This is a genomic window from Streptomyces fildesensis (assembly GCF_016107395.1).
GTDB lineage: Bacteria > Actinomycetota > Actinomycetes > Streptomycetales > Streptomycetaceae > Actinacidiphila > Actinacidiphila fildesensis.
The window spans coordinates 43,652-69,519 of sequence record NZ_JAAIKO010000002.1; the positions used below are offsets into that span (position 1 = coordinate 43,652).

25 protein-coding genes and 1 pseudogene are annotated in these 25,868 nt (G+C 72.1%); 12 read left to right on the forward strand and 14 right to left on the reverse strand.

Features of this window, described 5'->3' with window-relative positions; translation table 11 throughout:
- Positions 1–19: 19 nt before the first annotated feature.
- The 3 genes from C6N31_RS03935 to C6N31_RS03945 all read left to right on the forward strand — a co-directional run bounded on the left by C6N31_RS03935 (position 20) and on the right by C6N31_RS03945 (position 1,791).
- A complete protein-coding gene (locus C6N31_RS03935; protein ID WP_138353741.1) occupies positions 20–379 on the forward strand; it encodes a 5-carboxymethyl-2-hydroxymuconate Delta-isomerase in 360 nt (119 codons plus the stop codon).
- A complete protein-coding gene (locus tag C6N31_RS03940; RefSeq protein WP_198357136.1) occupies positions 376–1,263 on the forward strand; it encodes a Gfo/Idh/MocA family protein in 888 nt (295 codons plus the stop codon). Before C6N31_RS03935 ends, C6N31_RS03940 begins: the two co-directional genes overlap by 4 nt.
- Before the next feature lie 96 nt (positions 1,264–1,359).
- On the forward strand, positions 1,360–1,791 hold the full coding sequence (locus C6N31_RS03945; protein ID WP_187144841.1) for a hypothetical protein: 432 nt from the start codon (positions 1,360–1,362) through the stop codon (positions 1,789–1,791).
- Between the two features lie 193 nt (positions 1,792–1,984).
- Here the strand turns inward: C6N31_RS03945 and C6N31_RS03950 are convergent, their stop codons facing one another.
- Both C6N31_RS03950 and C6N31_RS03955 read right to left on the reverse strand, forming a co-directional pair.
- Positions 1,985–2,470 (reverse strand): group II truncated hemoglobin, encoded by a 486-nt coding sequence (locus C6N31_RS03950; protein ID WP_138353739.1) that lies wholly within the window; start codon positions 2,468–2,470, stop codon positions 1,985–1,987.
- The gene (locus C6N31_RS03955; protein ID WP_138353738.1) at positions 2,467–2,781 is read right to left on the reverse strand and encodes an antibiotic biosynthesis monooxygenase family protein; all 315 of its coding nucleotides are present in this window, start codon (positions 2,779–2,781) and stop codon (positions 2,467–2,469) included. Before C6N31_RS03955 ends, C6N31_RS03950 begins: the two co-directional genes overlap by 4 nt.
- Before the next feature lie 210 nt (positions 2,782–2,991).
- Between C6N31_RS03955 and C6N31_RS03960 the strand changes: the two genes are divergently transcribed.
- Positions 2,992–4,017 (forward strand): NADPH:quinone reductase, encoded by a 1,026-nt coding sequence (locus C6N31_RS03960; RefSeq protein ID WP_138353737.1) that lies wholly within the window; start codon positions 2,992–2,994, stop codon positions 4,015–4,017.
- 81 nt (positions 4,018–4,098) lie between these two features.
- On the opposite strand, the gene C6N31_RS03965 is transcribed toward C6N31_RS03960, so the two are convergent.
- Both C6N31_RS03965 and C6N31_RS03970 read right to left on the reverse strand, forming a co-directional pair.
- Positions 4,099–5,148, reverse strand: a complete 1,050-nt coding sequence (locus C6N31_RS03965) for a S66 family peptidase (RefSeq protein WP_138353736.1) — start codon at positions 5,146–5,148, stop codon at positions 4,099–4,101.
- A complete protein-coding gene (locus C6N31_RS03970) occupies positions 5,145–6,149 on the reverse strand; it encodes a DMT family transporter (RefSeq protein ID WP_198357137.1) in 1,005 nt (334 codons plus the stop codon). Before C6N31_RS03970 ends, C6N31_RS03965 begins: the two co-directional genes overlap by 4 nt.
- A gap of 65 nt (positions 6,150–6,214) precedes the next feature.
- Here C6N31_RS03970 and C6N31_RS03975 point away from each other — a divergent pair, with 65 nt between their 5' ends.
- From C6N31_RS03975 to C6N31_RS03985, 3 genes are all read left to right on the forward strand, one after another.
- Entirely contained in the window at positions 6,215–6,946 is a 732-nt protein-coding gene (locus C6N31_RS03975; RefSeq protein ID WP_232484787.1) for an ArsR/SmtB family transcription factor, read from the forward strand.
- Between the two features lie 229 nt (positions 6,947–7,175).
- Positions 7,176–7,913, forward strand: a complete 738-nt coding sequence (locus C6N31_RS03980; protein ID WP_138353735.1) for a hypothetical protein — start codon at positions 7,176–7,178, stop codon at positions 7,911–7,913.
- A gap of 59 nt (positions 7,914–7,972) precedes the next feature.
- Positions 7,973–9,274 (forward strand): ATP-binding protein, encoded by a 1,302-nt coding sequence (locus C6N31_RS03985; RefSeq protein ID WP_138353810.1) that lies wholly within the window; start codon positions 7,973–7,975, stop codon positions 9,272–9,274.
- Positions 9,275–9,383: 109 nt separating this feature from the next.
- Here C6N31_RS03985 and C6N31_RS03990 read toward each other — a convergent pair whose 3' ends face one another.
- Positions 9,384–10,649 (reverse strand): MFS transporter, encoded by a 1,266-nt coding sequence (locus C6N31_RS03990; protein WP_198357138.1) that lies wholly within the window; start codon positions 10,647–10,649, stop codon positions 9,384–9,386.
- A gap of 88 nt (positions 10,650–10,737) precedes the next feature.
- Between C6N31_RS03990 and C6N31_RS03995 the strand changes: the two genes are divergently transcribed.
- Positions 10,738–11,748 (forward strand): DUF5937 family protein, encoded by a 1,011-nt coding sequence (locus tag C6N31_RS03995; protein ID WP_198357139.1) that lies wholly within the window; start codon positions 10,738–10,740, stop codon positions 11,746–11,748.
- 193 nt (positions 11,749–11,941) lie between these two features.
- Positions 11,942–13,102 (forward strand): GDSL-type esterase/lipase family protein, encoded by a 1,161-nt coding sequence (locus C6N31_RS04000; protein ID WP_244809143.1) that lies wholly within the window; start codon positions 11,942–11,944, stop codon positions 13,100–13,102.
- A gap of 476 nt (positions 13,103–13,578) precedes the next feature.
- Here the strand turns inward: C6N31_RS04000 and glnA are convergent, their stop codons facing one another.
- Complete coding sequence (gene glnA / locus C6N31_RS04005; RefSeq protein WP_138353731.1) at positions 13,579–14,988, reverse strand: type I glutamate--ammonia ligase; 1,410 nt, start codon at positions 14,986–14,988, stop codon at positions 13,579–13,581.
- Positions 14,989–15,201: 213 nt separating this feature from the next.
- On the opposite strand from glnA, the gene C6N31_RS04010 reads away from it, so the two are divergent.
- Positions 15,202–15,669 carry an RDD family protein gene (locus C6N31_RS04010; RefSeq protein WP_138353730.1) on the forward strand — a complete coding sequence of 156 codons (468 nt, stop codon included), beginning with the start codon at positions 15,202–15,204 and terminating at the stop codon, positions 15,667–15,669.
- A 114-nt stretch (positions 15,670–15,783) separates the two neighbouring features.
- On the opposite strand, the gene C6N31_RS04015 is transcribed toward C6N31_RS04010, so the two are convergent.
- From C6N31_RS04015 to lipB, 4 genes are all read right to left on the reverse strand, one after another.
- The gene (locus tag C6N31_RS04015) at positions 15,784–16,464 is read right to left on the reverse strand and encodes a DUF4191 domain-containing protein (RefSeq protein WP_138353729.1); all 681 of its coding nucleotides are present in this window, start codon (positions 16,462–16,464) and stop codon (positions 15,784–15,786) included.
- 148 nt (positions 16,465–16,612) lie between these two features.
- Positions 16,613–16,855: an SCO2195 family GlnR-regulated protein gene (locus C6N31_RS04020; protein WP_138353728.1), complete on the reverse strand. Its 243-nt coding sequence runs from the start codon at positions 16,853–16,855 to the stop codon at positions 16,613–16,615.
- A gap of 214 nt (positions 16,856–17,069) precedes the next feature.
- A complete protein-coding gene (gene lipA / locus C6N31_RS04025) occupies positions 17,070–18,047 on the reverse strand; it encodes a lipoyl synthase (RefSeq protein ID WP_138353727.1) in 978 nt (325 codons plus the stop codon).
- 233 nt (positions 18,048–18,280) lie between these two features.
- Positions 18,281–19,060, reverse strand: a complete 780-nt coding sequence (lipB, locus tag C6N31_RS04030) for a lipoyl(octanoyl) transferase LipB (protein WP_138353726.1) — start codon at positions 19,058–19,060, stop codon at positions 18,281–18,283.
- A 281-nt stretch (positions 19,061–19,341) separates the two neighbouring features.
- On the opposite strand from lipB, the gene C6N31_RS04035 reads away from it, so the two are divergent.
- Positions 19,342–20,853, forward strand: a complete 1,512-nt coding sequence (locus tag C6N31_RS04035) for an NsdA family TPR-like regulatory protein (protein WP_138353725.1) — start codon at positions 19,342–19,344, stop codon at positions 20,851–20,853.
- A gap of 232 nt (positions 20,854–21,085) precedes the next feature.
- Here the strand turns inward: C6N31_RS04035 and C6N31_RS04040 are convergent.
- Both C6N31_RS04040 and C6N31_RS04045 read right to left on the reverse strand, forming a co-directional pair.
- Positions 21,086–22,405, reverse strand: a pseudogene (locus tag C6N31_RS04040) (NAD(P)/FAD-dependent oxidoreductase); the annotation flags it as partial.
- Between the two features lie 109 nt (positions 22,406–22,514).
- Positions 22,515–23,408 (reverse strand): TIGR01777 family oxidoreductase, encoded by an 894-nt coding sequence (locus C6N31_RS04045; RefSeq protein WP_138353723.1) that lies wholly within the window; start codon positions 23,406–23,408, stop codon positions 22,515–22,517.
- A 76-nt stretch (positions 23,409–23,484) separates the two neighbouring features.
- Between C6N31_RS04045 and C6N31_RS04050 the strand changes: the two genes are divergently transcribed.
- On the forward strand, positions 23,485–23,985 hold the full coding sequence (locus C6N31_RS04050; RefSeq protein ID WP_138353722.1) for a GNAT family N-acetyltransferase: 501 nt from the start codon (positions 23,485–23,487) through the stop codon (positions 23,983–23,985).
- A gap of 81 nt (positions 23,986–24,066) precedes the next feature.
- Here C6N31_RS04050 and C6N31_RS04055 read toward each other — a convergent pair whose 3' ends face one another.
- Both C6N31_RS04055 and C6N31_RS04060 read right to left on the reverse strand, forming a co-directional pair.
- Entirely contained in the window at positions 24,067–24,579 is a 513-nt protein-coding gene (locus C6N31_RS04055; protein WP_138353809.1) for a DUF4240 domain-containing protein, read from the reverse strand.
- Positions 24,580–24,721: 142 nt separating this feature from the next.
- A complete protein-coding gene (locus C6N31_RS04060) occupies positions 24,722–25,723 on the reverse strand; it encodes a GNAT family N-acetyltransferase (RefSeq protein ID WP_198357141.1) in 1,002 nt (333 codons plus the stop codon).
- Positions 25,724–25,868: the final 145 nt, after the last annotated feature.

Sequence of the window (25,868 nt, forward strand, 5' to 3'; positions counted from 1 at the left end):
CACTGAGTACGCTGCCGACATGCCGCACATAGCCGTGGACTACTCCGCCACCCTCACCGACACCTTCGACCGCCAGGGCTTCGCACAGGCCCTGCACCCGCTGGTCGCCAAGATCGCGGACGCGCAGGTGTCCGGCTGCAAGACCCGCTTCCGCCCGCTGGACGAGATCGTCATCTCGGACGGCGGGACCGCCGAGGCGATGATCCACATCCAGGTCGCGCTGCTGGACGGCCGCACCCCCGAGACGAAGCTGGAGCTGAGCACCGCGGTGCTCGCCCTCGCCCGCGAGCACACCGCCGCGACGCCCGGCCTGACCGTCCACAGCTCCGTCGAGATCCGTGACCTCGACCGCGCGAGCTACCAGCGGCACTCCTCATGACGTTCCGCGTCGGCCTGCTCGGCACCGGCCCCTGGGCGGAGATCGCCCACGCGCCCGCCCTGAGCGGCCACCCCGGGGTCGAGTTCACCGGCGTATGGGGCCGCAGGCCGGAGGCCGCGGCTGACCTGGCGGCGCGCTTCGACACCCGCGCCTATGACGACGTGGACGCCCTGATCGCGGACGTGGACGCCGTCGCGATCGCGCTGCCCCCGGACGTCCAGGCCCCGCTGGCCGCCCGCGCCGCCGCGGCCGGCCGCCATCTGCTGCTCGACAAGCCGCTCGCGGCGACCGTCGGTGAAGCACGCGCGGTCGTCGAGGCCGCCGAGGCGTCCGGCGTCGCGTCCGTCGTCCTCTTCACCGTCCGCTTCGACCGGACGACGGGGGAGTGGGTCGACGAGCAGGCCGCCGCGGGCGGCTGGTTCACCGGCCGCGCCGACTGGCTCGGCTCGGTCTTCGCCGGCGGCGACAGCCCGTTCGCGGCCTCCCCGTGGCGCCGCGAGAAGGGCGCGCTGTGGGACGTCGGACCGCATGCCCTGTCCGTGCTCCTGCCGGTGTTCGGCGACGTCACCGATGTCGCGGCCGTCAGCGGCAGCGGCGACACCGTCCATCTGGCGCTGCGCCACGCGGGCGGGGCGGCCAGCACCGCCACCCTCAGCCTGACCGCACCGGAACCGGCCGCCGGAGTCACCGTCGAACTGCGCGGTGAGCGCGGTGTGCTCACGCTCCCCGAACTCGGCGAGGGAGCGGTGGAGGCGCTGCACCACGCCATCGACGCCCTGATCACCGCCGCCCGCACCGGACAACCGCACCCCTGCGACGCGCGCTTCGCGCTGCGCGTCACCGAGACGCTCGCCGCGGTGGAGGAAGCCCTCGCCAAGCGCTGACGGACCGGAAGCCGGGCGGGTCGGAGCAACCCGCCCGGCACCGACCTTCGGCCTACGCCCTAGCCGTCCGCCGCCCGCGTGTCTATCGTCGAAGACATGGCTGCGGACTGGTGGTCGATCGAGATCCTCAACGCCAGGACCTCCGCCGCACAGTGGCGCGATGCCCATGCGGAGTCGCTCATTGAATCGGCGGTCACCAACGGCGCGTTGAGCTGGGAGTGGCATGCCCACTCCTGGGGCGTCGTGCTCGAGGTCCGTTTCCGCGAGGAATGGCAGTGGGAGGCCTGGCGCCAACTGCCCGGCACGCTGGCCGCGCTCGACGCCGCGCCCGACCCGGTCAACGGCCTCCTGGTGCACCGCGGACACGGTGGTGCGTCCGGCGACCGCTCGCCGCGCCGGCCCCGCATCACCCCGAGCGCCGGAGCCGTCGTACTGCCGGAACCCGAGGCCGCCGACCTCGCCCCGGAGCCGCTGTACAACGCCGCCCAGCCCGCCGGCGGACTCTTCGTGGCGGCGTCCCGGTCCTAGGTTCTGCCGGCCGCGGCTAGGGCGTGTTTCGAAAGGAGCGCCGTTCGCCCGGAGGGCGTGGCCCACGGCGTCTGGTGCGTGCGCTCGCAAGGCGGAGGGTCGTCCTTGTACTGGACGTACGTGGACGAGCCCGACAACGCCGCGAGGGCGCGTGCCAGGCGTCGTGGGCCAGGCGGGACTTTCGCAACACGGCCTAGTGCTTCTTCAGGCCGTCCCAGCCCCACTGCGGCACCGGACCCGGGTTGCCCGGCTCGACGCCCGGCTGTGAGACCGACCGCGCGATCCGCGTCCCCCACTCGATGTACTCGGCGAAGCGCTGCTGCAGCAGCTCGTCGTCGGGCAGTTCCTTCGCGGCCGTGGCGATCATCAACTCGGCCCAACGGGCGCGCTGTTCCTCCGTGATGGACAGCCCCAGGTGGTTGCGGATCAGACCGGGGTGGCCGCCCAGCTCGGCGGTGTAGCCGGCCGGGCCGCCGAAGACCTCGGACATCCACACCGCGACATGCTCGACGTGCGTCGGGGTGAAGTGCGCGAAGACCGGGGCGAGCAGCGGATCGGCGCGTACCACCACGTAGAAGGACTCGGTCAGCCTGCGCAGGCCGTCGATACCGCCCAGCGCCTCGTAGAAACTGCCGCGCTCCGCGCCCTCGCCGCCGGTCGCGGCCGGCTGGGCGCTCATGCCCGGTCCCCGGAGATCACGGAGGTGCGCTCGTAGTGCTTCATCTCCTCGATGTCGCCGATGTACGGGCGGATCGCGGCCAGGAACGGCGGGAACTGCGGCCCACCGCGAAAGCCCTGCTCATGGGCCTCCACCGAGGTCCATTCGATACGGAGGATGTAGCGGTCGGGCTCCTCGACGCCGTGCGAGAGCTCGTAGCCCAGACACTGCGGCGCGAGGTCCAGCTGCTCGGCGGCGGTCGCGTAGGCCTTCTCGAATTCGGGACGGCGGCCCGGGTCGGTGATGCGGTAGCGGATGTATTCGACGGTCATCGTGCATCCTTCTTCGCTCAGGATCGGGGATTCCGCGACGGGATCTCGGCGGGATCTTCGGCCAGGATCACCCGCCGGGCCCCGGAAACCACGGTCTTTCGCGGTCGGCGGATCAAGCGGATGGCGGGAATCCGCCCTATGGAGCCCCTAGTGCGCCGGACCGCGGGAAGAAGCCGCGGGCTCCGGGCCTTGTAACCGGGTATGACGGCTATGAAGGCAATCGTTCACACCAGCACCGGCGGACCGGACGTACTGTCCCTGACCGAGCGCCCGATTCCGGCGCCGGGACCGGGGGAGGTCCGGGTCAGGGTCCATGTCTCGGGCGTCAATCCCACGGACTGGAAGTCGCGCCAGGGTGCGACGGGCGGGCCGGACGACGGCGCCGAGCAGGTCCCGAACCAGGACGGCGCCGGCGTGATCGACGCAGTGGGCAAGGGCGTGGCGCCCGAGCGCGTCGGGCAGCGGGTGTGGATCTGGGAGGCGGCCTGGCAGCGCAGCGAGGGCACCGCGCAGGAGTACGTGGTGCTCCCGGACCGGCAGGCCGTGTTCCTGCCCGGCGAGGCGTCCTTCGACCTCGGCGCGAGCCTCGGCATCCCGGCGCTGACCGCGCACCGCACCCTCACGCTCGCGGACGGCGGACCCGACCGCCTCGCCCCCGGCACGCTCGACGGCCGCACCGTACTGGTCGCGGGTGGCGCGGGCGCGGTCGGCAACGCGGCGATCCAGCTGGCGCGCTGGGCCGGGGCCACGGTGGTGACAACGGTCAGCAGCACGCGGAAGGCCGAACTCGCCCGCGCCGCCGGTGCCCACCACGTCATCGACTACCGCACCCAGGACGCCGCCGCGACGATCCGGCTCCTGGTGCCCGACGGCGTCGACATCATCGTCGAGGTCGCCCCCGCCGTGAACGCCGTCATCGACCACGCCGTCGCCGCGCCGAACGCGGTCATCGCGTTCTACGCCAACAACGGCGGTGACGAGATCACCGTCCCGGTCCGGCAGGCGATGGTGCCCAACCTGCGCTGGCAGGGCGTCCTCGTCTACACCGTCCCCGAGCGGGCGAAGGCCGACGCCGTCGCCGATGTGTCGGCCGCCGTCGCGGACGGCGCGCTGCGCGTCGGCGAGGACGCCGGGCTGCCGCTGCACCGCTTCCCGCTGGAGAAGACGGGCGACGCGCATGCCGCCGTCGAGAACAACGCGGTCGGCAAGGTCCTCATCGATGTGGCCGCCGGATGAGTGGCCGCCGGATGAGCGGCACGGCCCGGGCACAACTTGGAGTGGCACGACTCGGAGTGGCACGGCTCGGAGCGGCATGGCTCAGTAGCCGACCGTGATACGCCGGGCGGGTCCGTCGACGCGGATCCGCCCGCCGTACGGGATGACGACCTGCGGGTCGGTGTGCCCGAGGTCCACGTCGAAGACCGCCATCGTCTCCGGTGCGTACTCGGCCAGCGCCCGGAGGACCGCGGCCCGTTGATCGGCGCGGTACCGCTCCCGGCCCGCCGTGTCGAGCTGGGCCGGCCGGCCGATGTCCCAGGCCTTGGCCCGTCCCATCAGCAGTGCGGGGAACTGCCGCAGCAGCCCGCGCTCGCCCATGTTCCGCAGGATCCGGTAGACCTCCTCCGCCGGCGGCATCTCCTCCGACGTCTCCAGGAAGAGCACCTCGCCCCGGTGGCTCCCGGCCGGCGCCGTCTCCCGGCCCGCCATCAGCAGCCACGACAGGATCTCCAGGTTCCCGCCCCAGCCCGTGCCGTCCACGACGCGGTCCGGCCGGTGCCAGGTCCAGCCCTCGCACGGTGTCATCCGCGGTGCCTCGTCGAAGGTCGCCGGATCGTCCCAGGACCGGTTGACCTCGTTGAACTCGCCGCCCGGCGTGAGCTCGTACTCGCCCGCCGTGAACAGCGCGGCCCGCAGCGAGTCCGCCGTCACCGGGTGCAGCGCCCCGGGCCGCCCGAGCTCCACCATCACCGAGCCGCCGTGATAGCCGACGATGCCGAGCCCGTACAGATGGTGCAGCAGGCAGGTGTTGTCGCTGTATCCGAAGAACGGCTTGGGGTTGGCGCGGATCAACTCGTCGTCCAGATGCGGCAGTACGGTGATCTGGTCGTCGCCGCCGATGCTCGCGATCACGGCCGTGATCTCCGGATCGGCGAACGCGGCATGCAGATCGGCGGCCCGCTCCCGTGCGGTGGAGCCCATCTTCCGGGTCGCCGGATACTCCACGACCCGCAGGCCGAACTCCTTCTCCAGCCGGTCCAGGCCGAGTTCGAACGGCAGCGGCAGCAGGCCCGGCAGGCCGGACGACGGGGAGAGCACCGCGACGCGGTCGCCGGGACGTGGTTTGGCGGGGTACCGGGGGCTGGTCATCGGCCGAGCGTAGTAGCGGCGGCCCGGGCCGGTCGAGGCGTTTCCGGGGCGGCGCGGACCCCTGGGGCCGCGCTCCCGTTCCCCGCGCGCCGCCGTCCGACGGCGACGCCCAGCAGCACGACGAGCGCCCCCACCGGCTGGTTCCACGTCATGCCCTCGCCCAGCACCACCGCCCCGGCCACCACCGCGACCAGCGGCATCAGATACGTGACGGTGGACGCGGCCACGGCTCCCGCGCGGCGGATGATCCGGTAGTTCAGCAGATACGCCACCCCGGTGCCGAGCACGCCGAGCAGCAGCAGGGCGACGACGGCGGACGGCGTCCAGCCGTCGGGGCCGGTGGCCGGCAGCCCGCCGGAGACGAGCGGCGCCAGGACGGCGGCCTCCACCGTCGCCACCACGACCTGGGCGGCGGAGAGCGAGACGGTGGACTCGGGGCGCCCGGCCAGGAAGCGCTGCGCGTACGGGAAGCCCACCGCGTAACAGCCGGCCGCCGCGAGGCAGGCCAGCTGCCCCGCCAGGTCCGAGCCGTCGGCGCCGCGCCACACCCCGAGGACCACCAGGACGCCCGCGAAGCCGATCGGCATCCCGAGCAGCCGGCGCGCTCCCGGCCGCTCCCCGGGCAGGACGACGGTCACCACCAGCATCGTCAGCAGCGGCGTCGCGGCGTTGAAGATTCCGGCGACGACCGAGGAGACCCGCTGCTCACCCCAGGCGAACAGGGTGAACGGCGCGACGTTCACCAGCGCCCCGGTCACCGCCAGATGCCCCCACACCCTGGCGCCGCGCGGCAGCCGGCCGCCGGTGGCCCGCAGCCACACCAGCAGCGTCACCGCGCCGACGACCAGCCGCACCAGCGTCACGTAGGCGGGCGGCAGGACGCCCACCCCCACCTTCATCAGCAGGAAGCTGCTGCCCCAGATCACCGCGAGCAGCACGAGCGCGTCCCACCAGCGCTCCCGGCCCCGGCCTTGTCCGCCACGCGTTCTCATGAAGTCCATGCCGGAAAACTAGGGGCCGGACGTTTCGGCGGGTGCCGAAGTATCGGGGGGCGATGATGGGCGGCATGACCGGTCCGCGCACACCCACCACCCTGGCCGCCCTGGCGGCGCTGCTCGCCGACGAGACCCGCGCCTCCGTCTGTCTGGCCCTGCTCGACCGCCGCGCCTGGACGTCCGGCGAACTGGCCCGGCACTGCGGGGTCGCGCCGTCCACCATCAGCGAGCACCTCACCCGGCTCGTCGACGGCGGCCTGCTGGTCCAGGAACGGCAGGGCAGACACCGTTACGTCCGGCTCGCCGACCCCGACACCGCCCGCATGATCGAGGACCTGGCCGCCCACGTCACCCCGCCGAAGGCGGCGGCCGGCGGCGGGCTGCGCGCCCATTCGGCGGGCCAGGCCCTGGCCAGGGGCCGCACCTGCTACGACCATCTGGCCGGCCGGCTCGGGGTCGCGATCACCGACGCGATGACCGGGCGCGGCCTGCTGAGCCAGGACGCCGGCTTCTCCCTCACCGGGCCGGGACTGGTCTGGCTCACCGGCCTCGGCGCCGACCTGTCCGCGTACGACAGCCCCGCCCCGCCGTCCCGCCGGCCGCTCGCCCGGCCCTGCCTGGACTGGACGGAACGCCGCCCCCATCTGGCCGGCACGGCCGGCGCCGAGCTGTGCCGCCTCGTCCTCGACCGGGGCTGGGCCACCCGTATCGGCACCCGCCGCGCCGTCCGGGTCACCCCGCTGGGCCTGGGAGAACTGCACCGGACGCTGGGCATCGAGCCGGATCTGCTGGAGGTGGCGTGATCGGCACACGTCATCCGCTGGAGGTGGCGTGACCACCGGCACACCTCATCCGCTGGAGGTGGCGTGACCACCGGCACACCTCCGCGCCGGGCCCGCGGCACGAGGCTGTCGGACAATGGAGCTGGATCATCGCGATGCACGCACCGATCCGCGTCCCGATCCACGCCCGGATCAGCGCACCGATCCGCGTCCCGATCCGCCCACGCCCCCGACCGCCGCAGGGAGAGACTTGTCCGCCGTCCGCACCGTGCTCGCCCTGCTGGGGACGGGCGCCGCCGTGCTGATGACCGGGTGCTCCGCGACGAATGACGCCGAGAGCGCCGGGCCGACGCCCGTCGCGTCCGCCCCCGCCAAGCTGTGGCCGAACCGGCCGCCGGCCACGGAGCCGCCCGGGGAGTCGGAGAACGAACGGCCCGTTCCGGTGCCCGGCATACCCAAGGTGACCTCTGGGGACATCAGGAGCGTGGACCCTGTCGCCGTGATCCAGGCCGAGATGGCCGTCGCTCCGGACGCGCTCTCCGGGGCGGACGCGCTCGACGAGGAGACCGCGGCGAAGGCCGACGCCTGCGAGGAGGGCTCCGCGGGGCGCAAAGGATGCCCGATCCGCAGCCCCGAGTACTACGACCTGACGGGCGATGGGAAGGCCGACGCCGTCCTCGGTATCGACATGGTCGACGGCTTCCTCGCACTGCGCTGCTACACGCTCCACAACGGCGTGCTCACCCGCATCCTCGCCACCGTGACGAAGCCGATGTCCGTCCAGGTGGCCGGCGGGGACCTCATCGTGCAGGAGCCCACTCCCTCCGAGGGGTACGAGCAGCGCACGGTCTACGCCTGGGACCCGCAGGCGCGGGCCATGGCCATCCAGAGCGACGACTACCGGCGCGCCACCCCGCCCCGCCACGGCCGCCGTGACTACGCACCGGACAGCGGCGACACCGACTCCTCGTGGAAGCGGTCCCGATGAGGCTGCGCGAGCGCCCGGTGAAGCCGCGCGAACGCCCGGTGAGCCTCCGCGAGCGCCCGATGAGACTGCGCGGGCGGCTGCCGGCCTGGACCGCGACCCTCTATTGGAAGGCCGCCGTCTTCATCACCGCGATGTGCTGCGTCGTCGCGGTGGTCCTCGGCATGCTCGTGCACGTCATGGTCACCCGGCAGACCGTCCACCAGGCCCGCACCGCCGCCCTGAGCCGGCTCGACACCGCCACCCAGGCGTACATAGCGGGCGACCCGCTGCGCCGCGGCACCGCGCTGAACCCGCCGGACCTGCCCGACAAGCTCCGGGACCTCGCGCTGCGCGGCGAGCGCGGCACCATGTTCGGCGACGTCGACGGCCGCCGCACGATGTGGGCGGCGGGTCCGGCCGGCGGAAAGGCGCTGGCAGTACCGCTCGACTACACGCGCAGCGCGGAGAGCATCCGCGGGCTGGACCGGGCGATCATCCTGTCGTCCGTGCTGGCCATCGGCGGCACCCTGCTGATCGGGATCTTCGCCGTCTCGCGGGTGACCCGCCGACTGCACCGGACCGCCGCCGTCGCCCGCCGGATCAGCGCGGGCGACCTCGACGCCCGGGTGGCCGATCCCCGCACCGCCGGTCCCGCCAACGCCCAGGACGAGGTCGCCGCCGTCTCCGCGGCGCTGGACGCGATGGCCGCCTCGCTGCAGCTCAGGCTGCAGAGCGAGCAGCGCTTCACCGCCGACGTGGCTCATGAACTGCGCACCCCGCTCGCCGGTCTGCACGCCTCTGCCGAACTGCTGCCGCCCGGCCGGCCCACCGAGCTGGTCCAGGACCGGGTCCAGGCGCTGCGCCGGCTCACCGAGGACCTGCTGGAGATCTCCCGGCTCGACTCCCGTACCGAGAAGGTCGAACCGGACGCCCACTACCTGGGGCTGCTCGCCGAACGCGCCGTAGCCGCCTCGGGACTGTCCGCCGAGGTGCGCGTCGTCCGCGACATCTGCCTCATCACCGACCAGCGGCGGCTGGAACGGGTCCTCGGCAACCTGATCGGCAACGCCTACCGGCACGGCCGTCCGCCGGTGGTGATCACCGTCGACGGCCCCGTCGTCTCCGTCCGGGACCACGGCGACGGTTATCCCGGCTATCTGATCGACCACGGCCCGCAGCGCTTCCGTACCGAGCCCACCAGCAACAGCAACAAGGGGCACGGCCTGGGTCTGACGATCGCCGTCGGCCAGGCCCGCACCATCGGGGCCGAGCTGAGCTTCGCCAACGCGCCCGACGGCGGCGCCGTCTCCACCCTCACCCTCCCCACCCCGGAGGAGAGCACGGACCCGGGGGCAGGCTCGGGCGCGGGCCCGCTGTCCTGACGCCACCACCCGTGCAGAGCCCACCCGGTGGGGCCCATCCGATACCGCCCGGTAGTGCTTCATCCGGTACCGCCCGGTACAGCCTCATCCGGTCCCGCCCGGTAGTGCCTCATCCGGTCCCGGCGGCGGTCTCCGCAGGACTCAGCCGGGCGCCGCGGGACTCCCGGGCGAGATAGCCGGCCATGGCCAGCGACGCGATTCCGGCGAGCGAGATGGCGGCCCCCACGGACACCACCTCGGCGGCCGCCCCGAAGACCGCGGGCCCCACCCCCTGCACGGTCATCATGCCGGAGCTGAGCAGCCCGAACGCCTGCCCACGGCTGTCCTCCGGGAGCGCGTCGAGGAACGAGCGCTGGAGCCCCAGGCTGTACGCGAACCCGGTACCGGTGACCAGCAGCAGGACCGCGCAGACCGGCCACGGCGGACCGAAGGCGAAGCCGGCCAGCGGCAGACCGATGACCGCGACCAGCACGGCGACCAGGCGTTCGCGGGTCGCGGGCAGCACGAAGCGGCCGACGACCAGATTGCCGAGGAGCATGCCGACCGGCAGGCACGCCAGCAGGAACCCGGCGGTTCCGTCGGGGAATCCGCGCCGCCCCGCGAACGGGACGACGAGGCTCTCGGCGCTGGCCGCGAAGGCGGACGGCAGCCACTGCGCGAGCAGCAGCTTCCGCACCCGGGGGTTCGCGAACAGCGCCCGGTTGCCCGACCAGCTGTGCCGCACCAGGGAGCCGGACCCGGAGCGGGACCCGGATCCGGACCCCTTGTCGGGGGCCGGCAGGTCGGGCAGCCGCAGCCGTACGGCGACCGACGCGACGAGGTACGCGCCCGCGCTCAGCAGCAGCGCGTGCCGCGAGCCCAGGAACGTCACGGCGATCCCGCCGCCCGCGAGCCCGAGCAACTGGGCTCCGGACGACGACATGCTGGACAGCGACCGCCCCAGCACGTACGCGTCACCGGTCAGTGTGTCGGCGACGAGGCGGTTGGACGCGCCCTGGAAGACCGGCGTCAGGAAGGCCACGACGGCGACGAGCAGCAGGATGAACACCACCGGCAGATGGGCCAGCGCCATCGCGACGGCGGCGGCGAACTCCAGCAGATAACCCGCGGCGATCAGCCGCCGCGGCCGGACCCGGTCGGCGAGCGAGCCGAGCAGCATCGAGCCGGCGAGCTGCGGGAGGAAACCGATGCCGAACGTCAGGGCGCCCATGAGCGGTGAGCCGGTGGTCGCGAAGATCAGCACCGAGAGGGTCAGGATCCGCAGCGCGTCGGCGGTGATCGTCACCGTCCTGGTGACGAAGAGCAGCCGGAAGCGCTGGTCGGCCAGCACTTCCCGGTAGGTGGTCCGCCGGAGCGGGGCAGGGGTGAACGTCATACGGGCAGCCTGTTCCCGGCGCCCCCGCCGGGGCGATTCTTACGTCGCAGGACGTAAGCCCGCACGCCCGCCGACGTAGGCTCGGGGCATGCGGCGATTCGAGTTCGGTACCGACGATCTGCTGCGCAGCAGGTTCGCGCTGTCGCCGGCCTTCGAGCTGTGCAACCTCCTGCGGTATCTGGAGGGCCGGACCCGGCAGCGGCTGCCGGCCGCCTGGTCGGCCCGGCTGATGCCGGTCTTCCAGCAGCTGCGCCGCGACACCGACATCGACGCGGCGCTCGCGCTCCACACCCGCACCTTCGGCGCCAACTTCGTCGCCCTGCCGCCCCGCGGCCTCGCCCAGACCTGGGACGACGACCTCGCCGCGATCCGCGCCACGAGCCTGTCCCAGGCCCACGAGGAAGCCGAACTGTGCCTCGCCGCGCGCCCGTCCCGCGATCCGCGGGTGCTGGCGACCCTGCGCGGCGACGCGGTCGTCGAGCGGGTCGCCGACGCCCTGGACCAGGCCTGGCACGGTCTGCTGGCCCGCGACTGGCCGCAGCTGTGCGCCATCTGCGAGCGCGATGTCGTCCACCGGGTCGGCCAGCTCGGCCGCTCGGGCTGGGCGGCCGCCCTCGACGGCTTCCACCCCGACATGCGCTGGCGCGACGGCGGTATCGACATCCTGCGGACGTCGTCGTCACCGGCCAGCGTCACCACCCTCGCGGGTGAGGGGCTGCTGCTCATCCCGTCGGTCTTCGTCTGGCCCCACCTGGCCACCTACGTCGACGACCCCTGGCCGAAGGCGATCATCTACCCCGCCCGGGGCACGGCCGCGCTGTGGGAGACACCCGACTCCGTCGAACCGGACGCCCTCGCCGGACTCCTCGGCCGCTCGCGCTCCCGGCTGCTGTCCGCCCTGGACCAGCCCGCGAGCACCACACAACTCGCCCAGACCCTGCGCCTCGCCCCCGGCGCGGTCGGCGACCACCTGACCGTCCTCCGCAAAGCCGGCCTCCTCCTCCGAGCCCGCTCCGGCCGCTCCGTCCTCTACTACCGAACCCCCCTGGGCGACGCCCTCGCCGCAGGCACCGACCAGGGCCCGCCCGACGGGGCCTGACGCCCAGGGAAACGGTGGGGGGCGCCCCGCGACTGATCTGAACTGGTCGGTAACAGAGCGGAAAAGGTGCTGCAGCTACCTAGCGGTAACCCCGTTGGACGTGTCACATTCCTCGCGCCACCGGCCGGCGGCCCACCCTCACCCAGAGCCTCCCGACCCCACCATGCGGGAGGCCGTCCGCAGGAGTTCCGCCGTGCCCGAACGCCGTCACAGAACCAGCAGAACAACGCGACTGCTTGCCGCAGCCCTCGCGCTACCCCTCGTCGCCGCCGGCCTGCTGGCCGTCGCGGCCCCCGCGCAAGCCGCCACCGGACCGGTCGTGAGGGTGTCGATGGGCGACAGCTACATCTCCGGAGAGGCCGGTCGCTGGAAGGGCAACAGCGACACCGCCAGTGGCAGCCGCGACGGTACCGACCGTGCCTGGACCGGCGGCAGCACCTACGACCCCACCACGGTCTACGGCAGCACCTACGCGAGCGGGTGCGACCGATCGGACTCCGCCGAGATCAACAGCCTGGCCGGAGCGGTCAACATCGCCTGCTCCGGCGCCACCACCGCCAACGTCTTCCGGGCGGGCAACGGCGGCCAGTCCTTCAAGGGCGAGGCGCCACAGGCCGACCAGCTGGCCTCGATCGCCGCGAACAACACCGTCAAGCTGATCACCCTCTCGATCGGCGGCAACGACCTCGGCTTCTCGGACGTCATCTCGACCTGCGTCAAGGATTACCTGATCTGGTACTCCTACTGCCACACCAGCCAGCAGAGCGCCATCGACTCCAGGATGAGCGCGGCCATGGCGGGCGTCGGCAAGTCGATCGACGAGATCCGCGCCGTGATGACCGCTGACGGCTACGCGTCGGGCGACTACCGCATCGTGCTGCAGTCCTACCCGTCCCCGATCCCGCGCAGCACCGAGATGCGCTACCCGGAGAGCGGCTGGAGCCGGGCCAGCACCGGCGGCTGCCCGTTCTGGAACGGTGACGCCGACTGGGCCCGCGACTCGATGGTCCCGCAGATCTCCAACGCGCTCGCCGGCGTCGCGGCCACCAAGGGCGTGCAGTTCATGGACCTGCGCGACATGCTGCAGGGCCGTGAGGTCTGCGCCAAGACGTCCAGCCTCGCCACCCCGGGCGCGGCGCCGTCCGCCACCACCAGTGAGTGGGCGCGCTTCGTCGACGCCGGCCTGAGCAGCTCCCAGGGAACCGTCCAGGAGTCGATGCACCCGAACTACTACGGCGAGCTCGCCCTCGGCAGCTGCCTGACCCAGTTGAACGCCCACCCCACTGGTAACTACTACTACTGCCGCAACACGGCGGGCCGGGACTCCACAGGGATGTATCTGAACGCCAAGTGACCCACCGTCTCTAGCGGATGGCGCCGCGCTGCAACTCCCCCTCGGTCGCCAGCGGACCGGTGCGGTGGTCGAACCGCGGCGCCGCCGCGAACATGGTGGACCCTTGTCCGGCGGGGCTGACCAGCAGAAGAAGCGCCGATCTCGCTCGACGGGTACGGAGGCTGGCACGACGGCCCCTGATCCAGATCCCGGAATCCTCATCAGCAACCCGCACTTGTAGCCCATTTCCGCCCAAGTCATCGTGAAACCAACGGAAAATGGCTCCGCAAGACCGCCGACCCGCCCCGTCCGACCCCAACGCCGCCCATCAAAGAACGGCCAAGTCACGCGAATACTGCCGCGGCCCGGAACGTTCCGATCGTCGCCGTCTACCAGTGAAGGCTGGTCTGGGTGGCCGTCGGCCCCTTCCAGCACAGCACTGAGCCCTGGTGCTCTCCGTGGGGAGAGCACCAGGGCTCAGGTGCGCGCGGCGCCGTTTAGAGGTCGAAGTACATCTCGAACTCGTGCGGGTGCGGGCGGAGGGCGATGGGGGCGATTTCCTGGGTGCGCTTGTAGTCGATCCAGGTCTCGATCAGGTCGCTGGTGAAGACACCGCCGGCCTGCAGGTACTCGTGGTCGTTCTCGAGGGCTTCGAGGACGGCCGGGAGCGAGGTCGGGACCTGGGGGACGCCCGCGTGCTCTTCGGGGGCGAGCTCGTAGAGGTCCTTGTCGACCGGCTCGGCCGGCTCGATCTTGTTCTTGATGCCGTCGAGGCCGGCCATCAGGAGCGCCGAGAAGGCCAGGTACGGGTTGGACGACGGGTCCGGCGCGCGGAACTCGATGCGCTTGGCCTTCGGGTTCGCGCCCGTGATCGGGATGCGGATCGCGGCGGAACGGTTGCGCTGGGAGTAGACCAGGTTGACCGGGGCCTCGAAGCCGGGCACCAGACGGTGGTACGAGTTCACCGTCGGGTTGGTGAAGGCGAGGAGTGACGGGGCGTGCTTGAGGATGCCGCCGATGTAGTAGCGGGCGGTGTCCGAGAGGCCCGCGTAGCCCTGCTCGTCGTAGAACAGCGGCACGCCGTCGGTCCACAGCGACTGGTGGACGTGCATGCCCGAGCCGTTGTCGCCGAAGATCGGCTTCGGCATGAAGGTCGCGGTCTTGTTGTTGCGCCAGGCGACGTTCTTCACGATGTACTTGAAGAGCATGAGGTCGTCGGCCGCTGCGAGCAGCGTGTTGAACTTGTAGTTGATCTCGGCCTGGCCGGCCGTGCCCACCTCGTGGTGCTGACGCTCGACCTGCAGGCCGGACTTCTCCAGCTCCAGGGAGATCTCGGCACGGAGGTCGGCGAAGTGGTCGACCGGCGGGATCGGGAAGTACCCGCCCTTGTAGCGGACCTTGTAGCCGCGGTTGTTGTCCTCGGAGCCCGTGTTCCAGGCGCCGGCCTCGGAGTCGATGTGGTAGTACGACTCGTTGGCGTTGGTCGCGAAGCGCACGCTGTCGAACACGTAGAACTCGGCCTCGGGGCCGAAGTACGCGGTGTCGGCGATGCCGGACGACGCGAGGTAGGCCTCGGCCTTCTTCGCCACGTTCCGCGGGTCACGGCTGTACTGCTCGCCGGTGATCGGGTCGTGGATGAAGAAGTTGATGTTGAGCGTCTTGTCCTTGCGGAACGAGTCCAGGCGCGACGTGGTGAGGTCAGGAACGAGCGCCATGTCGGACTCGTGGATGGCCTGGAAGCCGCGGATCGACGACCCGTCGAACATCAGCGTCTCGGTCGGGTCGAAGGTACTGACCGGGACCGTGAAGTGCTGCATGACTCCGGGCAGGTCACAGAAGCGGACGTCTACGAACTTGACGTCCTCGTCCGCGATGAACTTCTTGACGTCGTCGGCGTTCTGGAACATCCAACTCCTCCTAGACCCGGCTCGAAGAGTCCGGGATGGCAACACGAGGCGCGGCCAGTGCGATGGCGCACGCTGGCCCCGACCATAGGGATCGAGGATTTCCCAAGCATGACCCATTTGTTTCGACGAGGTTAACCGCTAGGTCGTAGGTGGCGCGCGCGGGCGGTGAAGGCACCGTACGGGTGACCCGGGGCGGCACAGTACGGTGGACGGGTGGACAACAGGGAAGCACTCGGGTCGTGGCTCTCGGGACCGCGCGCGGCCGCCGAGCAGATGGGCACGGATTTCGGCTACCGGGGTGAACGGCTGGGACTGCCGAAGGACGGGCCGGGTTCGCTGGCCACCGTCGGCCGGCGGTTCGCGGCGGTGTTCATCGACTGGATGCTGTGTCTGGTGATCGCATACGGCTTGATCGCGCATCGTGACGTCCAGGGGTCCAATCCCTGGACGCTGGCACTCTTCGGCGCCCTGAGCGTCGTGGCCCTCGGTACCGTCGGCAGCACGCCCGGTAAGCGGCTGCTCGGCCTGCGGGTGGTCCGTGTCGACGGCGGGCGGCTCCGCATCGGCCCGGTGGTGCTCCGTACGGTCCTCCTGCTGCTGGTGATCCCCGCGCTGGTGTGGGACCGCGACGGCCGCGGCCTGCACGACAAGGCCGCGCAGGCCGTTCAGGTCCGGATCTAGGCGAGCGCGACAAGCGTCGGCGAGCCCCCGCCAACGTGAACGCCCTCGTGGGCCTGGCCGAGCCGCCTACGGCTCGCCCGGCCCACGAGGGCGTTGTGGTCGGTGTTCCGGGGTTCAGCGGCCCTTCGGCATCCGCATGCCCTTCGGCATCGGACCCTTCGGGATCGGCATGTTGCTCATGAGGGTGCCGAGCGACCGCAGACGGTCGTTGACCTCGGTGACCTTCGGTCCTGCCAGCACGCGCGGCAGCTTGAGCAGCGTCGTACGCACCTTCTTGAGCGGGACCTGGCCCTCTTCGTTGCCGACGATGATGTCGGTGATCGGCACGTCGAACACGACGCGCGCCACCTTCTTCTTCTCGGCGGCCAGCAGGGCCTTCACCCGGTTCGGGTTGCCCTCGCCGACCAGCACCACGCCGGCCTTGCCGACCGCACGGTGCACCACGTCCTGGCTCTTGTTCATCGCGACCGCCGGGGTCACGGTCCAGCCGCGGCCCACGTTGTCCAGCACCGCCGCGGCGGCACCCGGCTGGCCCTCGAGCTGCCCGAAGGCGGCCTTCTCGGCCCGGCGGCCGAAGACGATGGCCATCGCGAGGAACGCGAACAGCAAGCCCAGGATGCCCGCGTAGATGGGGTGGTCGATCAAGAAGCCGAGGGCGAGGACGACACCGAAGGTGACGATTCCCACAGCCGCTACGACGAGCCCGACCTTGGAGTCGGCCCGCCTGGTCATCTTGTAGGTCTGAGCGATCTGCTGAAGCCGCCCAGGGTTCTCGGATGTTTCCTTCCTCGCCATGCGGCACAGGATACGTGGCCCGCGCGCCGGTGGGCGCATCGGTGGCCCTCAAGGGACCGGCCGGCCCGTCAGGGGGAAGCCGGTGCTGTGCCCGGAAGGAACGGAGCCCGGTGCTCAGCCTGTGCCCGGAAGGGATCGGGACCAGCGCTCAGAAGGAATCCGGCCCCGTGTTACGGACGGCGGCGGGCGCGTTCAGCGCCTCGATCACGTGCTGCACCTCACGCCGGTCCTTGGCCCGGCGGCGGTCCTCGACCACGGCCGACCAGGCGTTGCGACGGGCGGTCTGCTGGCCCCCGCCCAGCAGCAGTGCCTCCATGGCGCGCAGGGCTCCGGTGACGGTGACTGTGGGGTGGAGGGTGCTCTGGCGGAGTTGTGCGGACTCGACCTGCATGGGGGTCCCCCTCAGGACGCCTCGGAATCGCAATCGCATGGGTGTGCGTGAACCAGGCTCGCCACATTGTGTTACCAGCCCGTGACCGCACGGTCAATCTCGCATGAAACCTTGCCGCGTGCCTGATTCCGCTTCGCCGCGCCGCATGCCTGGCGGGGATGGTGACGCGGTGCGTGGCCGCACCGCGTCACCGTGAGGGGTCTCACACGGGACCTCAGACGGACTGGGCCGCCACCGACTGCTCGCCCGTCGCCCGGCGGCGGTCCATCGCCTGCTGGAAGAGCCGGCCCGCACGATACGAAGAACGGACCAGCGGCCCGGACATGACGCCGGCGTAGCCGATCTGGTCGGCCTCGTCCTTGAGCTCCACGAACTCGTGCGGCTTCACCCAGCGCTCGACGGGGTGGTGCCGCGGCGAGGGCCGCAGGTACTGCGTGATGGTGATCAGCTCGCAGCCGGCGTCGTGCAGGTCCCGCAGCGCCTGGCTGACCTCTTCGCGCTCCTCGCCCATGCCCAGGATCAGGTTGGACTTGGTGACCAGCCCGGCCTCGCGAGCCCTGGTGATCACTTCGAGGGAGCGCTCGTAACGGAAGCCGGGACGGATCCGCTTGAAGATGCGTGGCACGGTCTCGACGTTGTGCGCGAGCACCTCGGGCCGGGACGAGAAGACCTCGGCGAGCTGCTCGGGGACCGCGTTGAAGTCCGGGATCAGCAGCTCGACCTTGGTGAAGCCCTCGGCCCGCTCGGCGGTCTGCGCGTGGATCTGGCGGACGGTCTCCGCGTAGAGCCAGGCGCCGCCGTCCTCCAGGTCGTCGCGGGCGACGCCGGTGATCGTGGCGTAGTTCAGGTTCATGGTCACGACGGACTCGCCGACGCGGCGCGGCTCGTCGAGGTCCAGCGCGGCCGGCTTGCCGGTGTCGATCTGGCAGAAGTCACAGCGCCGGGTGCACTGGTCGCCGCCGATGAGGAAGGTGGCCTCGCGGTCCTCCCAGCATTCGTAGATGTTGGGGCAGCCGGCCTCCTGGCACACGGTGTGCAGGCCTTCGCTCTTCACGAGCGCCTGCATCTTGGTGTACTCGGGGCCCATCTTCGCCCGGGTCTTGATCCACTCGGGTTTGCGCTCGATGGGGGTCTGAGCGTTCCGGACTTCCAGGCGCAGCATCTTGCGTCCGTCGGGTGCGACAGCGGACATCGTCCGGTACTCCCCTTCCACCAGCGTGTCTTCGAATCTTCGGCGAACCCCAGGGTACGCCCGTTGTTTGTACCTATACGAACAGAGCCAACCAACAGGCTCATGGGGGCATTCCCCCAAGGGAGTGAGGGCCGGGGTGAAGGCCAGGAGTGGTCCCGCACGGTCCCCGGGAGGACGTCGTGCCCGGCACCACCCGCGAGCCCGCGGACGGCCCCTGGTGCCCTGCCCCCGCCCTACACGGCGCGCGGGAGCGGCGCCGCGGTCTCCAGCACCGCCCGCAGGTGCTTCTCGATCACCGGCACGACGTCGGTGACGGAGATGTCGCGGCCCAGCTCGTTGGAGAGCGAGGTGACTCCGGCGTCGCGGATGCCGCACGGCACGATCCGGTCGAACCAGGTGTTGTCCGGGTCGCAGTTGATCGCGAAGCCGTGCATCGTCACGCCCTTGGCGACCCGGATGCCGATGGCCGCGAGCTTGCGGTCCTCGCGGCGCTGGCCGGCGTTGGACGGGGCGTACTCCGGGCCGTTCAGCCGCGGGTCGAACTCGTCGTCGGCCAGACGGGGGTCGAAGTCCAGGGTCAGGCCGCCCACCGGGCGCTGCTCGACGGGGTCGCCCAGCACCCAGACGCCGCTGCGGCCCTCGATGCGGGTGGTCTCCAGGCCGAACTCGGCGCAGGTCAGGATCAGCGCGTCCTCGAGCCGCCGGACGTGCGCGACGACGTCGACCGGACGCGGCAGCTTGAGGATCGGGTAGCCGACGAGCTGGCCGGGACCGTGCCAGGTGATCTTGCCGCCGCGGTCCACGTCGACGACCGGCGTGCCGTCCAGCGGGCGCTCGTTGTCGGCGGTGCGACGGCCCGCGGTGTAGACCGGCGGGTGTTCGAGGAGGAGGCAGGTGTCGGGGATCTCGTCCTCGAAGCGCGCGGCGTGCACCCTGCGCTGCTCCTGCCATGCCTCCTGGTATTCGACGGCGTCCGCCCCGAAGCCCAGGTGGACAAAGTGCAGGTCAGTCACGTCAGCTCCTCGTAGTCGCCTCGTTAGCGCCCCTGCAACTGTACGACCGGGCCGAAGGCCGCCTTCAAGGGGCCGGGGAAGCTGGGGTGGGGGGCGGGCCGGAGTTGTTCGGGTGGGCGTCGGTACCACGGTCGGTGACCGGAAGATACGGCTTTGCAAGTCAATGGGCTGGGCTGTCACCCATTCGGGGGAATCTGAGGCTCTGGTGGTGAGCGCGGCACTACAGGCCGTTACATTCACGCCGTTCCGGAGTCCTTCGAAGGAAGTGGACCGCGCAGCCGATGACGGACCGATCCCCGCAGCGTTCGCCCAACCGCCAGCTCGCCACCCTGATCACCGAGGCCGGCTTCTCCAACGCGGGGCTCGCCCGCCGGGTCGACCAGCTCGGGATCGAGCACGGCCTGGACCTGCGCTACGACAAGACCTCCGTGACGCGCTGGCTGCGCGGCCAGCAGCCGCGCGGCACCACCCCCGCGCTCATCGCGGAGGTTTTCACGCGACGGCTCGGGCGGCGGCTGTCCGCTCAGGATCTCGGGCTCGACGCGTGCGCGCCGGTCTACGCGGGCCTGGAGTTCGCCGCAGGACCGGAAGAAGCCATCGACATCATCAGCGGACTGTGGCGGAAAGACACCGGTAGCCAGGCCGAGCTGCGCAAGATCGCCTTCACACCGGCCGGGCTGGTGGTGCCGAGCCGCGACTGGCTCATCGGGCGGGCGGACGAGCATGTGGCGCACGGGGTGAGCAGTGGCGCCAGTAGTGGTGCCGGTGGTGCGGTCGGTGGTGGTTCCGGGGGGTCGGAGGCGGAGCGCACCGGCCGGGCCCGGATCCCCGCGCAGACGCGCGGCGGCCACGGGCCGGCCCGCGCCGCCGTCTCCCGCCAGCGCGTCACCATGGGCGACATCGCCGCGCTGCGCTCCGTCGGCGACCTCTTCCGGACCCTCGACAACACCTACGGCGGCGGCCACGCCCGTCAGGCGCTCGTCCGCTACCTCGAACACGAGGCCGAGCCGATGCTGCGCGGCACGTACGGCGAGGCGCTCGGACGGCGGCTGTTCGGCGCGGTCGCCGACCTGACGCGGCTGGCCGGCTGGACCTCCTACGACATCGGCGCCCACGGCCTCGCGCAGCGCTACTTCGTCCAGGCCCTGCGCCTCGCCCAGGCGTCCGGCGACCGCGTCTACGGCGGCTACGTCCTCGTCACGATGAGCCGTCAGGCGGTCTACCTCGGGCACGGGCGCGAGGCGGTCCAGCTCGCGCGGGTGGCGCAGCAGGGGGTCGGCACGAGCGCGCCCGCCGTCGTACAGGCCCTTCTGCACGCGGCGGAAGCGCGCGGGCACGGGCTGCTGGGCGAGGTGCGGGCCTGCTCGGCCGCGCTGGCGCGCGCGGAGCGCTCGCTGGAGGCGGCCCGGGCGGGGGACGAAGTCCCGTACTGGGCACGGTTCTTCGACGAGGCGCAGCTCGCGGACGAGTTCGGCCACTGCCACCGGGATCTGCAGCAGTACCGGGCGTCGGCCCAGTACGCGGAGCGCTCGCTGCAGTTGCGGGGGCCGGCGTACGCGCGGAGCCGGGTGTTCTGCCGGACGGTGCTGGCTTCTGCGCGGTTGGGGTTGGGGGAGGTGGATCTGGCGTGTGCGCTCGGAGGAGAGGCGATGCAGCAGGCGACCGAGATGCGGTCGACCCGGGCGGTGGAGTATGTGCGGGACTTCGGGCGGCGGTTGGAGCCGTTTCGGGAGACGGGGGCGGCGCGGGGGTTCTACGAGCGGGCGGCGGCGCTGGGGTTGGCCGTGGGCTGAGGTTCCTTCGGGCCGGTCGGGGGTGCGGTGACCGGGTCCTGCGGTGCCGGCCTTCGGAATCGACTGTTCACGGTCCCCCAGCCTTCGGCCGGGGGTGTCCCCAGCGGCTCACAAACAGCTCGGCAGCATGTCGAAGCCCCACCCCTCCGGCCCCGGTCACCTCACGCCCGCTCCGGCCTGCGGGAAGGGGTGGGTGCTGGTGTCCGTGTCCTCACGTCGGAGGCGCGTGGCTCTACGCCGCCTCCTCCGCCGGTTGGGGGGACGTCACCAGGGCCGGGTGGAGGCCGAAGTCCGCCAGGAGGTGGGTGGCGGCGCGGTGGCCGGAGAGGAGGGCGCCTTGGACGGTGCTGGTGTCGCGGTGGTCGCCGCAGACGTAGAGGCCGCACAGGAGCCGGACGGGGCGTCGGAGGTCGTGGGGGGCGGTCATCACGGGGACGGCCTCGGGGTCGTGGTGGGTGGCGAGGGGTTCCCAGTCGTCCGTCGAGGTTTCGTACAGCTCGGCCAGGTGCTTGCGGACGGCAATGTCGTCGGTGCGGCCGTCCTCCTGGGGGCCGAGGAGGACGGAGGTGACGAGGGCGCGCCCTGACGGGGCGCGGGAGGGGTCGAGTTCGCTGGCCGGGAGGGTGTGCGAGACGGGACCGTGCCGGTCGGCGTCGAGGACCAGCAGGGGCTCGCGCAGCGGGGAACGGGGCGCGGCGTGGTGGACGACGGTTACGGCGTGGAAGCCGGGTACCCGGAGGCCGGGGAGGAGTTCGCCGGCGGCGCGGGCGCCGGTGGCCACCACCACGGCTCGGCAGGGCAGTTCGCCGGATCCGCGGCCGTCGGTGGCGACGGCGTTGACGGAGACGGCGGTGGCCCGGACGCCGAGGCGCACGGTGCCCGGCGGCAGGGCGGCGGCGAGGCGGTGCGGGACGGCGGCCGCGCCGGAGGCGGGCAGGCACGTTCCGCCGCGGGCGAAGCCGCGCAGCACGAGGTCGGCGCACCGGCTGGACGTGGTGAGGTCCGGGTCGCAGAGCAGGGCGTTGAGCAGGGGGCGGACGAATCCGTCGAGGAGCCGGGGGGCGAAGCCACGGGCGGCGAGTGCGGCGGCCGTGGTGGTCTCGGGCCGGGCGAGGAGCCGGGCGGTGGAGGTGGCGGCCAGCCGGTTGAGCGCGGTGCCGAGCCCCGCCCGGTCGAGGGTGTCGCCGAGCGGGGTCCTGGCGGCGGAGAGCACGGCCCGGGCCCGGGTGCCGCGGGTGTCGCCGACGCGGTAGCCGCGGCCGCCGGCCCGCACCAGGGCGCCGGGGGCGAACGGGCGCAGCCGCAGCCCCTGGAGCCCCGGGGTGCGCCGGAGTTCGGAGTACGACGTGTTGAGCAGCTGTGGACCGTGGTCGAGCCGGAAACCGTCCACGGTGTCGGTGGCCATCCGGCCGCCGACCCGGGATCCCGCTTCCAGCACGGTGACGGTCAGCCCCGCACTGATCAGATGGTGCGCCGCTGCGAGGCCCGCGAGCCCGGCCCCGATCACGACGACGTCCGCTTGCCGTGCTGTTGAGAGCACGATGCCCCTCCCGGAGGTTGGCTTCGTTCCCCGCTCGCGTCAGCTGGCGCTGGTAGGGGTCATGCCCTCATCACACGTGGCTGATGCACCAGGTGCACGGTGCGATTCAGCCTTTCGGCACTCAGTGCCCGAACGCGGCCCGGATGCTCTCCTCGATGCCCGGGAACGCGAAGGAGAAGCCCGAGTCGAGCAGCCGCCGCGGCACCACCCGCTGGCTCATCAGGACGTCCTGGGAGAACTCGCCGAGCGCGATGCGCAGGGCGAACGCGGGGACGGTGGCGAGGGTGGGCCGGTGCATGACGCGGCCCATCGCGGCGGTCACCTCGCGGTTGGTGAGGGGTTCAGGCGCCGTCAGGTTCACCGGTCCCGAGAGGCTCGCGGTGTCGATGATGTGGCGGAACGCGGCGATCTCGTCGTGCAGGGAGATGAAGCTCCAGTACTGGCGCCCGTCGCCGAGCCGGCCGCCGAGACCGGCGTTGAAGAGCGGGAACAGCCGTCCCCAGGCGCCGCCCCGGCGGGACACGACGAGGCCGGTGCGGGCGAAGACGGTCCGGATGCCGGCCGCGGCCGCGGGTTCCGCGGCGGCCTCCCAGTCCTGGACGACGCCGGCGAGGAAGCCCGCGCCGGCCGGGCCGTCCTCGTCCGTGCGGCGGTCGCCGGTGTCGCCGTAGTAGCCGAGCGCGGTGCCGCAGACGAAGACCTTGGGCGGGGTGTCGAGGGACGCGACGGCCCGGGCGATGGCGGTGGTGCCGAGGACCCGGCTGTCGTGGATCTCCTTCTTGTACGCGGCGGTCCAGCGGTGGTCGCCGACGCCCGCGCCGGCGAGGTGGACGACCGCGTCGCAGCCCGTCAGCCCCTTGGTGTCCACGGACTGGCGGGCGGGGTCCCAGCGGACCTCGTCGGGGCCGGCGGGTTCGCGCCGGACCAGGCGGACGACCACGTGCCCGTCGGTGCCGAGGGAGCGGACGAGGGCGGAACCGATCAGGCCTGACGCGCCGGTGACTGCGATACGCATGGGGCCATTCTGCCCCGCGACGGGACCCGGCGGGGCGCTCTGGGGGCCGGGAGCCGCACGTGGCAGAGTTGCCGGCATGTCAGATGTGATGGTCCGTTCGGCGACCTACGCCGACGAGGCCGACCTCGTCGGGATCGATGTCCGCACCTGGTCCTCGCTGCACGCGGTGCAGCCGCCTCCCGACCCCGGCAAGCCGTTCTACGACGAGCGCCATACGCCGGAGGAGATCCTCGTCGCGCAGGTCGACGGGCGGGTGGCCGGTTATGTGCGGATCGTGCCGCCCACCCCGCTGCCGTGCAACGCGCACGTCCGCCAGATACAGGGGCTCGCGGTGGACACCTGGGCCCGCGGCCGGGGCATCGCCCGCAGGCTGATGGCCGCGGCGCTGCACGAGGCGGGCCGGCAGGGCGCGACCCGGATGACCCTGCGGGTGCTGGGCCACAACGCTCCGGCGCGGCGGCTCTACGAGTCGATGGGGTTCGCGGTCGAGGGCGTCCTGCCGGGCGAGTTCCTGCTGGAAGGCGCGTACGTGGACGACGTGCTGATGGGCCGGCCGCTGGACTTCGCCGCTGCGTAGGCGGGCCGGTCGGCCGGCCGGCTCAGGCGGTCCGGTCAGCGGCTCCTCCGGCCGGGCGGTCCGGTCAGCCGGGCGGTCCGGTCAGCCGAAGCGGGCCCACAACTTGGGGAACCGGTCCGCCATGAGGTCCGTGTCGTCCATGTCCAGCTGCTCGCCCTCCGGGTCACCGGGCGGCGGCAGCTCCAGGTCGGGCAGCCGCACCCCGGTCAGCTGCTCGTACGCCTCGTCCGCCGCGTAACCCAGCTCCTCGGCGTCGCCGTCGACCTCCGGGTCGAACTCCGCGACGAGGAAGGCCAGGTCGTCGGGGCTGTGCAGGGCACCCTCGAAGACGTGCCGGCCCTGTCCGATCAGCCAGCAGCGGAAGAAGTCGAACGCCTCGTCGTCGGCGCCGCCCAGCATGATGTCGGCGGCGCCCCACACGTCCCAGCGGAAGGCCCGCGCGAAGCGCGTCTCGAAGTGCCGCGCGAAGTCCGTGACCGAGTCCGGATCGAGCAGCGCGAGCCGCTCGATCAGCAGATCGGCCTGTTCCTCCGGATCACCGTCCGCGGCCGCGCGCGTACTGTCGATGATCTCCCAGAACTCCGTCTCGTCCATCACGCGTCCAGCTTCCCGGTTGCCGGGGCCGGACGCACGCGGAGTGCCCCGTATGCGCCCGTGTCGTTACGCACGTTTGGGCTCAATGGCCGGATGACGTCGCAGGGCGCTCCCCGGCGGTCGTGGGACGGATCGGAGGAAATCATTCCGCCAGGCGCAGCTGGTACTCCACCGTCTGCCGGACGGGCACGAAGCCGAGCCCCGTGTTGATCGCCACCATGTGCCGGTTGTCGTCGGCGTTGTCGGTCTCGATCTCCGTCACTCCGGGCAGCTCGGACGTGATCCGCTGGATCATCGACGCCTTCATCCAGCGCCCGAGCCCGTGCCCGCGATGGCCGGGGACGACGGCCGTGTCGTACTGCAGCGCGCGGCCGGAGCCGTCGGCCGGTACGACCAGCTCGGTGTACCCGGCCACCGAGCCGTCCGCCTCACTGATCGCGGCCACGGTGATCAGCTGCTCGCCGCGCTTGGCGAAGATCTCGGAGGCGGATCGGACCCGCTCGGCGTTCCACGGCACATGGCCGGGGGGGATCCCGCCGGCCGGCCCGGCGCCCACGCCCATGGCCCGCTTGGCGAGCGCGAAGCCGTCGATCAGAGCTTCCGGGGCGACGCCCTCCCAGGTCTCCAGCCGGTAGCCGGGGTGCTGCTCGCCGGCGAACGCGCCGATCGCGGCGGTGTCCATGCTGTCGAACCGCAGCCGCCGCCAGGTGAGCTTCAGCGCCGGGGTGAACGCGCGGGTGGCCAGGAACCGGTCGCCGGGGGTCCCGACCGTGGTTCTGGTGACGAGGCTGCGCCGCCCGTTGTCGCGGGCCGCGCCCACGGCGGTGTCCAGCAGCAGGGAACCGGCGCCGAGCCGCCGGTGGGCGGGGTGCGAGTACAGCTCCAGCGCCGCGAGATGGGAGCGCCCCGGCTCGTCGAACAGCCGCAGTGCGGCGGTTCCCACCGGCGCCCCCGCGGTGTTCCGCGCCAGCCACAGCAGCTTGCGGCTGTGGGCGCTCGGCGTCGTGAGCTGAGCGGACACATCGTCCGACGAGGGGACCGGATCACCGGGCAGGTCATGGCCGAGGGCGGCGGTGAGCACCTGGTGCCAGTCGTGGAGCTGCGCGCCGGTGGGGTCGGTCAGCAGATCTATGTGAAGCGGCAAGATGCCTCCGGAGGAAACCTGGCACAGGGTGCCGGGTATGGCTGCGACGGTCATGCAGTACGTACCACTACAGGAGGTGCGGCGTGGCCGACAAGGCGAATGACGAGCCCGAGGGCAAGGTGGTCCGCTCTGCCGGACCGTCCTC